General features: G+C 67.4%; 11 protein-coding genes. 8 read left to right on the forward strand and 3 right to left on the reverse strand.

The genetic code is table 11. The features are described from left to right. The first annotated feature begins 82 nt into the window (after positions 1–82). On the forward strand, positions 83–1,294 hold the full coding sequence (locus SK1NUM_RS13020) for a glycosyltransferase (RefSeq protein WP_212322823.1): 1,212 nt from the start codon (positions 83–85) through the stop codon (positions 1,292–1,294). Then, positions 1,291–2,034 (forward strand): PIG-L family deacetylase, encoded by a 744-nt coding sequence (locus SK1NUM_RS13025; RefSeq protein WP_212322855.1) that lies wholly within the window; start codon positions 1,291–1,293, stop codon positions 2,032–2,034. The genes SK1NUM_RS13020 and SK1NUM_RS13025 overlap by 4 nt, the downstream gene beginning before the upstream one ends. On the opposite strand, the gene tilS is transcribed toward SK1NUM_RS13025, so the two are convergent. The 3 genes from tilS to dacB are packed head-to-tail and all read right to left on the reverse strand — an operon-like array spanning position 2,031 to position 5,352. Then, complete coding sequence (gene tilS, locus SK1NUM_RS13030; RefSeq protein WP_212322858.1) at positions 2,031–2,969, reverse strand: tRNA lysidine(34) synthetase TilS; 939 nt, start codon at positions 2,967–2,969, stop codon at positions 2,031–2,033. The genes SK1NUM_RS13025 and tilS overlap by 4 nt on opposite strands. Positions 2,970–2,977: 8 nt before the next feature. Further along, positions 2,978–3,988, reverse strand: a complete 1,011-nt coding sequence (locus SK1NUM_RS13035; protein ID WP_212322860.1) for a zinc-dependent metalloprotease — start codon at positions 3,986–3,988, stop codon at positions 2,978–2,980. Next, the gene (dacB, locus tag SK1NUM_RS13040; protein WP_212322862.1) at positions 3,943–5,352 is read right to left on the reverse strand and encodes a D-alanyl-D-alanine carboxypeptidase/D-alanyl-D-alanine endopeptidase; all 1,410 of its coding nucleotides are present in this window, start codon (positions 5,350–5,352) and stop codon (positions 3,943–3,945) included. Before dacB ends, SK1NUM_RS13035 begins: the two co-directional genes overlap by 46 nt. 95 nt (positions 5,353–5,447) lie before the next feature. Between dacB and SK1NUM_RS13045 the strand changes: the two genes are divergently transcribed. The 6 genes from SK1NUM_RS13045 to SK1NUM_RS13070 all read left to right on the forward strand — a co-directional run bounded on the left by SK1NUM_RS13045 (position 5,448) and on the right by SK1NUM_RS13070 (position 12,093). Then, positions 5,448–5,996 carry an inorganic diphosphatase gene (locus SK1NUM_RS13045; RefSeq protein WP_396020940.1) on the forward strand — a complete coding sequence of 183 codons (549 nt, stop codon included), beginning with the start codon at positions 5,448–5,450 and terminating at the stop codon, positions 5,994–5,996. A 610-nt stretch (positions 5,997–6,606) separates the two neighbouring features. Continuing rightward, positions 6,607–7,119 carry a hypothetical protein gene (locus tag SK1NUM_RS13050; protein ID WP_212322863.1) on the forward strand — a complete coding sequence of 171 codons (513 nt, stop codon included), beginning with the start codon at positions 6,607–6,609 and terminating at the stop codon, positions 7,117–7,119. Between the two features lie 52 nt (positions 7,120–7,171). Beyond that, positions 7,172–8,098 (forward strand): ABC transporter ATP-binding protein, encoded by a 927-nt coding sequence (locus tag SK1NUM_RS13055; RefSeq protein ID WP_212322865.1) that lies wholly within the window; start codon positions 7,172–7,174, stop codon positions 8,096–8,098. Then, a complete protein-coding gene (locus SK1NUM_RS13060; protein WP_212322867.1) occupies positions 8,091–9,782 on the forward strand; it encodes an ABC transporter permease in 1,692 nt (563 codons plus the stop codon). Before SK1NUM_RS13055 ends, SK1NUM_RS13060 begins: the two co-directional genes overlap by 8 nt. A 352-nt stretch (positions 9,783–10,134) precedes the next feature. After that, positions 10,135–11,124, forward strand: coding sequence for a TRM11 family SAM-dependent methyltransferase (locus tag SK1NUM_RS13065; RefSeq protein WP_212327831.1), 990 nt, complete (start codon positions 10,135–10,137; stop codon positions 11,122–11,124). A gap of 480 nt (positions 11,125–11,604) precedes the next feature. Then, the gene (locus SK1NUM_RS13070) at positions 11,605–12,093 is read left to right on the forward strand and encodes a SixA phosphatase family protein (RefSeq protein WP_212322869.1); all 489 of its coding nucleotides are present in this window, start codon (positions 11,605–11,607) and stop codon (positions 12,091–12,093) included. The last annotated feature ends 117 nt before the right edge of the window (positions 12,094–12,210 follow it).

Consider the following 12,210-nt stretch of genomic DNA (forward strand, 5'->3'; position numbering starts at 1 on the left):
CCCGGCTGTGTGGGTTTTCGGCCCGGCGGCGGCGCTCCGGCAATAGCATCGGTACCGTACCAGCCGTCCGGAGAAAGCAGCCATGAATCATCAGCCCGCCTCACCAGACAACGGACTGCGCGTCGCCTTCGTCACCATGCACACCTCGCCCCTGGAGCGGGCCGGCACCGCGGACGCAGGCGGCATGAATGTGCTGATCGGCGCGCTGGCGCGGGCACTGGGGCTGCTCGGGGTGAGGGTGGAGTTCCTGACCCGCCGCACCGACCCCGGCCAGTCGGACCTGGAGGAGGTGGCCCCGTCGGTGACGCTGCGCCGCCTGCCAGCAGGTCCCCCTTCGCCGCTGCCGAAGAGCGAGATCGACCAGCACATCGACGAGTTCCGGGCTGGGATGGAGGCCTTGGAGCCCTACGACCTGGTGCACTCCCACCATTGGATGTCGGGGGTGGCGGCGCTGCCCGTGGCGCGCGCCTGGGGGGTGCCGCATGTGATGACCTTCCATTCGGTGGCAGCCCACCCGAACTCACCGCTGCGCGATGGCGAACCCCCCGAGTCACCCGCCCGGGTGGACGGCGAAGTGGTGTGCGCGGAGCAGTCGGACCTGGTGCTGTGCGTCTCCCGGCACGAGGCGGCCGTGGTCATCGGGCGGTGCGGCGCAGACCCGGAGCGGGTCCGGATCGTGTGGCCGGGGGTCAACGTGGAGCTATTCCATCCCGCGACAGGCCCCTGGCACCCCCCGGGTGTGCGGCCCGGATACGTCGTGTTCGCCGCGCGTCTGCAACCACTCAAGGCACCTGATGTCGCGATCCGCGCCCTGTCCCACCTGCCCGGCGACATCCGCCCCGACCTGGCGTTGATCGGTGAGACGTCGGCGGACTTCGCGGACTACGAAGCGGAGCTTCACTCCCTCGTCCGCGGGCTGGGCCTGGAAGACCAAGTGCATTTCCTGCACGGCCAGGACCGCGCCAGCCTGGCCCAAATCATCCGCCACTCCTTGGTGATGCTGGTGCCGTCGTACTCCGAAACCTTCGGCCTGATCGCCTTGGAGGCATCGGCGTCGGGGATCCCCGTTCTGGCGGCCGCAGCGGGAGGACTAACCGAGGCCATCTGCAACACCCACACCGGGCTGCTGATCCCCACCCACGACCCCCGCGACTGGGCTGCGGCACTCGCGTCACTACTCACCGACGCCCAGCTGCGCCAGTTCCTGGGCGCGACCGGCAGAGAGCGGGCGCTGACAATGACCTGGTCGCGTTCCGCTGAGAGCACCCTCCGGCAGTACCGTAGGTTGTTGTGAGAATAACCTTCATCCACGCCCATCCCGATGACGAGACCCTCGCGACGGGGGCGCTGATCGCCTGGCTGGTAGCGTCCGGGCATGAGGTGTCGCTGCTGACAGCGACCAGAGGCGAACGCGGCGAGGTGGTGCCGGGACCGCTGTCACACCTGGCGGACACCCAGAAGCTGGAGGCCCACCGGGAGCGTGAACTGGCCGGGGCGCTGAGGGTTTTGGGGGTCTCGCGTCACGGTTTCCTGGGCGATGCGCCGGGTTCCGGCCGCCGGTACCGCGACTCAGGGATGCGCTGGGTCAGGGAGGGGGTGGCGGGACCCGCTAAGGACGTGGAACCTGGAGCGCTGTGCACAGCAGACCCCGGTGACATAGTGGCGGACCTTGAGTCGTGGATCCGCGACGTCGCAGCCGAACTCGTCATCTCCTATGACAAAGACGGCGGCTACGGGCACCCCGACCACATCCGGCTGCACTACACCGCCGTCGTGGCCGCGCAGCAGCAGAAGGCGGGGTTCGCCTCGATCGTCCACCACCCAGGCAATGGCGTCTACTGGTTCGACCTGCAGCACCTGGAACCCGTCGTGGAGCGGGCCCTGACCCACCACGCCTCCCAGCTGACCACGCACGGCGACGGCACCCTCACCCACTCCGGCGGCCAGCTCGATTCGGTCACCACCTCCGTGGGCCTGCTGCCCTCCGACCAGACCCCAGGGGCTGTAACACTGGTCAATTCGCTGGCTCGCTAGGTCGCCAACCCCAGCCATTCCAGCCGGCCTGAGATCCTGCGCACCGACCCGCCGGGCACCAGGACCGGACCCTGCCCGCGCCACGACACCACCAGGTCGTCGACCGCGGCGACGTGCACCTGCCCGGCGAGGCAGCCATGGTTCCTCAGCCAGCTGAGCAGCATCCTGCCCCGGAGGGCATCTGGCTGCGCCACCAGGACTGCGACGTCGAGCGCATCACCCCTGGCTGCCCGGGTAAGGGCCAGCTCCGCCAGCTCGTCGAGGAGGTCGGCATCGCTGCGAGCCAGCTTGGCGGTGCGGGCCAAACCGACGGCGACGTCGCGGCCCAGCTCGGTGCTGAGCAGCGCCAGCACCGACCGGGTCCGGACCCGCGCGAATCGCGGGTCGGAGTTCATCGGGTCGCTCCACCAGTCGATGCCCCACTCCCGGCAGGCAGCCTCGGTCTCGACGCGCCGGATCCCCAGGAGAGGACGCAGGAACAGCCCACGCCGCGGCGCCATCCCCGCCAGCGACCGGATGCCGGAGCCGCGCAGCAACCCCAGCAGCACCGTCTCAGCCTGGTCGTCGAGGGTGTGGCCCAGCAACACCGGATGCCCGTCGCGGGACAGGGCTGCCAGGCGGGCCTCGCGAGCCGCGGCCTCGATCCCGCCGTCACGGCCCACCTGCACCTGTCGCACCTCGGCGGCGACGCCACGCGCCTTGAGCGCATCAGCCGTTTGTCCCGCGACCTCCGCGGAACCGGGCTGCAACCCGTGGTCCACCACGATGCACGTCACCTCAGCCGACACGCGCGGCGCAGCCCACGCGGCCCCCAGGGCCAGGGCCAGGGAGTCGGCACCCCCGGAGACGCCGGCGACGACGGGGCCCTCCGGCAGCAGGTCCGCCACCGCCCTGCCGACCTTCAGCGCGGTGGGTCCGAGTTCACGCCGCGCCATGACATCCCTCAGCCATGGACCCTGGCCACCCAGGCAGCGGGGTCGGTGATCTCGGCCAGGCTCGGCAGGTTGGCGGGCACCGCGAAGGCCGCCGCCAGCCCCGACATCCCCACATCAGCTGAGACACGCTGGCAGAAAGCCAGGCCATCGCGATACTGGACGGCCTTGTCAAGACCGGGTAGCAGCCGCAGCCATCCGCTGCTCGTCTGGGTCCTGGCGAAGGCCCGCCGCAACGCCCGCGCCGATGGCACGTGGCGGGCTCCCGCCGCATCCGCCACCAGGTCGGCATGGCCCTCCAGGAGAGTCATGGTGGCGGTCAACGCGTCCAGGTGGCGCTGCCCCTCGGCGGTGGCCAGCAGCGACATCACCCCCCGGCCCGCCCTGATCCCGGAGGCCACATCCACCGGGGAGGGGTCGTCGAGTGAGAGCGCAGCGATCAGGTCCTGGAGGTGTGCGAGCAGCCAGGGCGCCGAGTTGAACTGCACCGCGTGGGTCTGTTCGTGAAGCGCCACCCACAGCCGGAAGTCGCCGTCGGCAAAACCCCGGCTGCGCTGCACCTCGACGATGCCCGGTGCCACCAGCATCAGGCGGTCCGCATAGGGGTCGTACTGGCCGAGCAGTCCCCGTCCCACCGCCGTCAGCATCGCCCCGGCGGCGAGGCCATAGCCGATCCCGCAGAGGAGACGCCGCACGCCCGGTGGCCGCGCCTCAAGAGGCAGCCTGCGCAGCATGTCATCGACCATGCCGCTAGCCCGTCTCGACCATCCGGGACGGTCCACGACCACGACGTCCGCGGCGGCCGGGCCGCTCAGCTGCGAGTACTCGACCGCAAGGCCACCAGCCCGCCGGGCCGCCAGCCTGAGAGCGGCGACGGCGCTCAGCGCCTCCGGGCGCGAGACCCTGGGCCCTGGGTCGCTGCAGAGCCGCTGCACGGCCAGCGCCAGCGGCCACAGGACATGGGGACGGCGCTGCATCAGCAGCCGCACCCCGTGACCAGGCTCGCCGCCTGGTCGCTCCACACCTGGGCCGCCCAGCCGTCGGTGGACCCGTTCATCATGAACGCCATGGCCACCTCGCGCCCGTCAGCGGTCACGGTGGTCCCGGCGAGGGTGGACACCAGCGACAGGGTGCCCGTCTTGGCCCGCACGACGCCGCGTCCCGGCGCGGAGGCCTCGTCCTCGAACCGCTTCGCCAGCGACCCCGATACCCCCGCGATGGGGAAACCCTCCTGCACGATGGACGATTTGGGGGTCGTCATCACGTACCGGACGACCCCAGCCAGCATCGACGCGGTGACATGGTTCTCGCGGGTGAGGCCGGAACCGTCGTGCAGCACCGCGCCCTCATGCCACAGCCCGAGGCTGGTCAGCTCCTCCTGCACGGCCGCGGCCGTGCCCGCGAAGGTCGTGGGTTTCCCGAGCCTGTGGGCCAGCTGCATGCCCAGGACCTCCGTGAAGGAGTTGTTGGAAGCCTCCATCGCGGCCGCGGCCATGGCGTGGACACCCGGCGAGGATACCTTCGCGACCTCCTCGCCGGACGCCGCCGCGCTGGCGGGGGTGCCGTCGACCGCCACGCCCTGCGCGGTCAGCTGGCTGGCGAAGATGCGGGCGGCATCACCGGCGGGGTCGGTGGAGCGGGCCTGGCTGGCGTCCATTCCCTCGTCCGCCCAGAGCGCGGAGATCGGGGTCACCTGGTCACGGTAGCTCGACGGCCAGGTGGTCGCCCACGACTCCTGGAACAGGGAGGCGTCGTAGCCCAGTGTCACCTTCTCCACACCCTGCGACTTCAGCTTCTGGGCGGTCCTGGCGGCGAGCTCCTCCAGCGAGGCCCGCTTCGGGTAGGCGTCGGAGGCGGCGGAGGCGAGCAGCGGGTCGCCGCCGCCCACCAGCACCAGCTGCCCGGGGGCCGGTGAGACGACGGTGGTGTCGAAGGTCTCGGTGCCGTCGAAGACCGACAGCAGGGAGGTGAGCGTCAACAGCTTCGTGTTCGACGCGGGAACCAGCGGCTGGTCGGCATTCGACGCGGCCAGCACCTCACCGCTCTCGACGTCGAGCACCTGATAGGCCAGGGTTAACGACCCACCGTCCTGGACGCCCTTCGTGAGCGCCGCGATGTCGAGGGAGTTGATGCGCTGCTCCAGGGTCGCGCGGTCGGGCAGCGTGCCCGGGGCGGCCTCGGAAGCCGAGGCGATGGGTCCTGCGGGCGTTGGAGCCGGTGTCGGTGACGGCGTCGCGGAAGCCGGGGGGGTGGGCGCCGGGGTGTCCTCCCCAGCCATGGTAAAGACCGTGCCACGGAAAACCACCACGATGAAAGCGGCCGTCAGCAACGCCCCCACCACCCCCCAGATGATCACAGGACGCCACGGGATGTTGCGGGAGGTCAAATCGGCGCTCCTTCTCCGGTAAAGTGCTTGATCACGGGTCGCCACGAGGCGGCGGTGGATCAATCATAGGAGCGGACCCAGTGAGTGACGACGTCATCGAGAGCATCGAGATCTTCAACCCCGAGAACCGGGTGCTGTTCGACGTCACGGTGGAGATCCCGAAGGGCACCAAGAACAAGTACGAGATGGACCATCTGACGGGACGCATCCGCCTGGACCGGACCCTGTTCACCTCCACCCAGTACCCTTACGACTACGGCTTCATCGAAGGCACCCTTGGCCTGGACGGCGACCCCCTCGACGCGATGGTGATCGGCGCCGAACCTACCTTCCCGGGATGCTTGATCGAGTGCTACGCCGTCGCGATGTTCCGCATGACCGACGAGATGGGCGGCGACGACAAGGTGCTGTGCGTGCCGACCGCGGACACCCGCCGCAGTCACCTGAAGGACCTCGACTCCGTGGCTGAGCACATCCTCCTGGAGATCGAGCACTTCTTCAGCGTCTACAAGGACCTGGAGCCCGGCAAGTCCGTCGAGGGAGCCACCTGGACGCACCGCAAGGACGCGGAGGAGGAGATCCTCGCCTCCCTCGAACGAGCCAAGGGCACGCCTTTTGAACACCACCACGTGAACCTGGCGTAACCGCGTCACTCCACATCCGCGATGACCTCAGTACGGGGCCAGCGCCACAGGGTGAAGGGGCTGTGTGACTTGCACAGTTCCACGATCCGAGCACCCAGACCCGTCCGCCAGGTGCCTGCTGGGCCGTGTTCGAAAGTAATCTCTTCACGAAACCCATACGAATGCGCCAGGGTCACGGCTGAGGGTTTGCCTCTGCGTCGCGTCTTCAAAACAGTCCCCGGGGGGTTCGGATTACTCGCTGGGGAGAAGGAAACACACACCACTCCCTGCTCGGCAGAAGGACCATACCGCATATCGTCAATGAACCACGCGCTGTGTTGCACCACCACCCAAATCTCAAGAAAGAAAAAGGACGCTCCCTTCGGGCACCACTCACGTGAGCTTGGCGTAAGAGCCCAGCATCTGGGGGGTTTCCGCGACCTCGACCGCAGGCTCCCAGCGTGCCACAAGGCGGCCCAGCGGTGACCTCCCCCTGCCCTACAATCGTTTTAAACCCCTAGCCACACCGCAGGACGGCATGTCCAGCCTGCATAGCCAGACCGGAAACAACCCAACAGGCTGCGGCATTCAGCCGGCAACAAACAGCAAAAACAAAAGAAAAAGGAGCACCGTGCAGACCTTCAAGCTGCGCCATCGCGCAAAGGGCAGGACACTACTGGCGATACTGATCTCAGTGATCTACATCCTGGCAGACGCGGCCTTCGGGTACATGATCTTTCCCTACTTCAACGTGCACTACCGCCGGGGATCCAATACCTTCGCATATCTCGTGGTCCTTCCCCTCATAGGGCTGCCTTTCCTCGTGTCTCTTCTCTATCCCTCCTATACGGTACGGATCGACGATGAGACCGTCCTTGTTTCCGACGGCAAGAAGGAGCTGCACCGGGTCGCTCGCCGGGATATCGCACACGTGCGGTTGCACAACAAGAACAAGCACCTGGACATATACCACCACTCGGGCACGATGCTGCTGCGCCTGGAGCCGTTGTTTTGCAATCTGAAATGGGTGAATGCCAAGATGAATGCGATCGTCGATCACCTGCGTGACCGCTTCGGAGGCTCTGAGACACAGGCCAGGGTAAGGGCCTACGTCGAACGTTACATCGACTTCCCGGAGCAGTAGACCATAGCTGGGACCTCCTGAGACGCCGGGAATTGGCGTAGGGTTTCGGTTCGTGACTGATCCGGTGATCCTGGCCAGGGGGCTGCGTAAATCGTACGGGCAGTTCGAGGCGGTGCGAGGAATCGACTTCGAGGTAGCACCTGGCACCTCTTTCGGGCTGCTGGGCCCCAACGGCGCGGGCAAGTCCACGACGATGCGCATGATCGCCGGGGTCTCCCACCGCTCCGGCGGGCAGCTGCGCATCCTGGGGATGGATCCCAACGAGCAGGGTCCCCGGATTCGCGCCCATCTGGGCGTGGTACCGCAGAACGACAGCCTCGACGACCAGCTGACGGTCCGCGAGAACCTGATCTTCTACGGCCGGTACTTCGGGCTGCCGAAACGCTGGCTGGCCGCGAAGGCAGAGGAGCTCATCGAGTTCGCGCAGCTCACCGAGAAGCGCAACTCGCGCGTCGACGACCTGTCGGGCGGCATGAAACGCCGCCTGACGATCTCCCGGGCGCTGGTCTCCGACCCGCGCATCGTGCTCCTCGATGAACCCACCACGGGCCTGGACCCGCAGGCCCGTCACATCCTGTGGGACCGGCTGTTCCAGCTGAAGGAGAAGGGCACCACCCTGGTGCTGACCACCCACCACATGGACGAGGCCGAACAGCTCTGCGACCGGCTGATCGTCATCGACCACGGCCAGATCGTCGCCGAGGGTACCCCACCGGGCCTGGTGCGGGAGTACGCGGGCCGTGAGGTCGTGGAGCTGCGGTTCGGCTCCACCCGCAACGCCAGCGCCGCCGCGCAGCTGAGCGGGGTCGGTGACCGCATCGAGACCCTGCCGGACCGGGTCCTGATCTACGCTGCCGACGGTGAGGGTGCGCTGCGCGCCGTCCTGGAACGCGGCCTGGAGCCGAACTCGTCGCTGGTGCGGCGCTGCTCGCTGGAGGATGTGTTCCTGCGGCTGACGGGGAGGTCGTTGATTGACTGAGACCCAGGCTGTGATGCATCACGACGCCCAGGCGGCGCGGGTCGCGCGCTGGGGCGCTTTCTATCACGCCCGCAATGTGGTGTTGCAGCTGCGCGCCTGGTGGGTGAGCCTGTTCGCCATCGGAACCATCGAGCCGCTGCTGACGGTGCTGGCGCTGGGTGTCGGCCTGGGTGTGGTGGTGGACGCCGCCAGCCCCGGGGCGCTGGGCGTGCCTTTCCTGCAGTTCGTGGCGCCTGCGCTACTGCTGTCGACCACGGTGCATGCCGCGCAGATGGAGAACACCATCGGGGTGTACGCGGATTTCAAATGGAACGAGCTGTACCAGGCGGCGGCCTCCACCCCGACCACACCGTCGCAGCTCGCGGAGGGGCACTGGCTGGGATCGACGGCACGCTACGTGATCGAATGCACCACTGTGCTGGCGGTGCTGCTGCTCTTCGGCGCCGTCACGCCCGCCGGCGCGCTGATCCTGCTGCCGGTGGCGGTATTGACGGCATGGGCGTTCGGCAATCCGGTGATGGCGTGGACGTCCTGCCTGCACCGGGACCGTGGCCAGTTTTCGATCTTCTCCCGCCTGGTGGCGCTGCCGTTGACGCTGTTCTCCGGCACCTATTTCCCCCTCGACGTGCTGCCCGGGTGGCTGCACCCCATCGGCTGGGTATCGCCGCTGTGGCACGGGGTGAACCTGGCCCGGATCTGGACCCTTGGGCAGGCCGCCCCCGCCTGGCTGCCCGCGGTGCACATCGCCTATCTGACGGCGCTGACCGTCGGCGGGCTGCTGGTCGCACGGCGGATCTTCCATCTGCGGCTGACCGGGGTCCTGCCCCGCCCTGGCAAGGAACACACCAGGAACAGGACGCGGACAGCACCCGTGACGTCTTCCGTGGGTGAGCTGGCGGACGGCCAGTCCCTGCTGCAACACCCCCGGACCTCACCGGCATTCCTCACGGTCGCCGCCCGGGGACTGAAGGCCAATTGGGGAGCGAACAGCCTGCTGATGGCCTCGGGGGCTGTGGAACCGGTGCTCTACCTGCTGGCGATGGGTCTGGGACTCGGCACATTGGTCGGCCAGGTGGGACCGGGAGTCAGCTACGCGGCCTGGATCGCACCCGCGCTGCTGGCGAGCTCCGCGATGATGGGCGCGGTGATGGACGCCACCTGGAACGTGTTCATGAAGCTGAAGTTCGACAAGCTCTACGAGGCGATGCTGAGTACCTCGCTGGGACCGTTGGACGTCGCGCTGGGTGAGATCTGCGTCGCCCTGGTGCGCGGCGGCAGCTACGCTGTGAGCTTCGTCGCGGTGATGGTGCTGCTGGGGCTGGCGGGGTCGTGGTGGGTGCTGCTGGCGATCCCGGTGTGCCTGCTGATCGCGCTCGGGATCGCGGCCATCGCGATGGCGGCGACGTCGTTCTGCCGGACCTTCCAGCAGATGGACTGGATCATGCTGGCGCTAATGCCGATGTTCATGTTCTCCGGCACCTTCTATCCCGTCGACGTCTATCCAGAGCCGATCGCCGCGGTGGTGAAGTGCCTGCCGCTGTGGCATGGCATCGAGATGCTGCGCGACCTGAACGCTGGAGCAGTCAGCTGGGGCACCGCCGGTCACGCCCTCTACTTCGCCGCACTGGCCGCGGTCGGAATATGGCTGGCAGCCATCCGGCTGAAAGCACTCTTCCTGAGGTGATCTTCCATTGGTAGACCCGACGAAACAGCCATACGACCAAGGAGCTGGCGGAGACTTTTCAGAGTTCCTGGACAAGATAGCCTCGGCGCTTCAGCCCACGGCCCCGCACACGGCGGCGATGATGAAATCCGTCCACGCCGGGTACCTTGCACGCACGCAGCAGGGGGCACCAGGAATTACCCCTGAGACCCTCATATCGGATTTGGTGAGGTTACTCGCCAGTCTTGAGATGAGACTGGCCGAGGTCGGGAAAACATTGCCAGACCACGAGAAGTAAAAAGGCGAACCAGAGATTCCGCCAGGGAGCGCGGTGGTGAAATGCCTGCCGCTGTGGCATGACACACTTGACCTCATGCCGTCCTATCTGCTGCTTCGTCACCCGTCTGCGAACCGCGTCTACGCGGGTGAGGCGGCTGCCCTGACCGCCGCCGAGCTGGAGATCACCGCGCCCTTCGCGTCCGGGATCGGACAGGCCGAGGTGGCCGAGGTCAACTACCTGGCCTTCGATGCCGACCCCCTGGGGCGCGACGAGCTGGCGGCGATCGCACGGCAGTCGGCGGCGTTCGCGCTGTTCGAGCGTTCTGGCGACCTGCTGCGGCCCGTCGGCCTTCCCCAGGTCGATCTCCTGGACGACGACCTGGTGACCATCCCGAAGTACCAGGGCAAGACCAACGAGCAGTTCACCCGGTTGCTGCTGAACGTCACCGTCGCAGCCGCGCGCCGGCCCAGGCCGTACCGGGTGCTGGACCCGATGGCGGGGCGCGGCACCACCGTCTCGACGGCGCTGCTCGCGGGCTGTGACGCCTTCGGCGTGGAGGCCGACGACAAGGCCTTCGATGCGATGACCGCCTTCTACAAGACCTATCTGCGCCGCAAACGCCTGAAGCACAAGGCCGACGTCACGCCGGTCCGGCGCGATGGCAAGCGCATCGGCCGGCGTTTCGACGTGCGCATCAACCTGGGCAAACGGGAGCTGCTGGCGACGGTGTTCACCGGCGACGCCCGTTCGTCGGGGTCGCTGTACGGGAAGAAACGTTTCGACGCGATCGTCACCGATGCCCCCTACGGCGTGGTGCACGGAGCCGCCTCGGGCGGGCAGCGGTCGCGCACCCCGGAGCAGCTGCTCCGAGAGACGATCCCGGTATGGTCCGGGCAGCTGCATCCGGGAGGGACGCTGGGCATGAGCTGGAACACCCTCGGGATGCCCCGCGAGAACCTGGCGGCACTGCTGGAGTCAGCAGGCCTGGAGGTCATGGCGGGGGGCGCATGGGAGCATTTCGCGCACCGCGTCGACTCCTCCATCCGCCGCGACCTGATGGTCGCGAGAAAGCCGGCGACCTGAGCCAGGGCGTCTTCGAGCCCTAGCAAGAAGAATGCGTCTTCATAGCAGACCGGGAGGAATGCCATGACAGATTTGAAAGTTCATCCCAAGAGGGCCTGGCGGCCATCGTCGCCTGCCTGGATCCTAGTTCCACTGTGCGCCAGTGTGGTTGCCTACTACCCCGCCTTGCCCGTCTCCCTGATGCTGACGCTGGTGGCTTTGGTCATGACTTTGCTGACCCCACCCGGCGCGCCATACAGGCGCCGGTATCTCTGGATGGTCGGGGTGTGGACACTACTGCAGTTAGCGGGCATAGCGGTTGGCTTCTCGCTCTGGTCTTCCTTTTCCGAATCCGCCAGGTAAAAGAGACCTCGAACAGGTACTTCGGCCCGACCGCCAAAGCCTCGCTTTGCGGTAGCGCTACCCGCCAAGGATGGTGTCCGCAGCTCCCGCTGTCTTCGCTAGTGAGCTTCGATTTGGCAGAACCTCTAGACTCGGCCCATGCGACGACTTGTGCTGATGCGCCACGCGAAGACCCAGGCAAGCCACCCCCGGGGAGACCACTCACGGGAACTGCTGCCCGCAGGCATCCAGGATGCTCAGGAAGCGGGGGTGCTGCTGCGCGAACTCGGTGTGGAGCACGCACTGGTCTCGACCGCCACCCGGGCCCGGCAAACTTTCGCAGCCCTCGGCCTTGAGACTCCCGCCGAGTATCTCGACGACCTCTACTACGAGGGCGCCGACGCCCTGATGCGCCACATCGGCGAGACCGACCCCACCGTCACCGGGCTGCTGGTCGTCGGGCACGCACCCACCGTCCCCGCGCTGGCTGCCCAGCTCAGCCAAGCCGCCGGCCCCGGGCAGGCCGACCGCCTGGGGAGCTGGTACCCCACAGCCACCTTCACGGAGTTCACCTTCGACGGCGACTGGATCGACCTCGCGACCTTCAGGCTGGACAACATCCAGCTGGCGCGAGTGGAACGACGCTGACTCCGACAGAAACCGAGTACCAAGCCACGTCGTAACAGAGCCAGGCAGGGCAGCGGAACATCGGCCACCCCTTGACATTTGCAAAAGCAAATTGTAGATTCGCGATTGCGAATACGG

Origin of the sequence: Arachnia rubra, from assembly GCF_019973735.1 — a bacterium.
Taxonomy (GTDB): domain Bacteria; phylum Actinomycetota; class Actinomycetes; order Propionibacteriales; family Propionibacteriaceae; genus Arachnia; species Arachnia rubra.

Bases quoted from the DNA above. Each gene is read 5' to 3' on its own strand.
- SK1NUM_RS13020 (WP_212322823.1), top strand. From the start codon at position 83: ATGAATCATCAGCCCGCCTCACCAGACAACGGACTGCGCGTCGCCTTC.
- tilS (WP_212322858.1), bottom strand. From the start codon at position 2,969: ATGGCGCGGCGTGAACTCGGACCCACCGCGCTGAAGGTCGGCAGGGCG.
- SK1NUM_RS13065 (WP_212327831.1), top strand. From the start codon at position 10,135: ATGCCGTCCTATCTGCTGCTTCGTCACCCGTCTGCGAACCGCGTCTAC.
- SK1NUM_RS13070 (WP_212322869.1), top strand. From the start codon at position 11,605: ATGCGACGACTTGTGCTGATGCGCCACGCGAAGACCCAGGCAAGCCAC.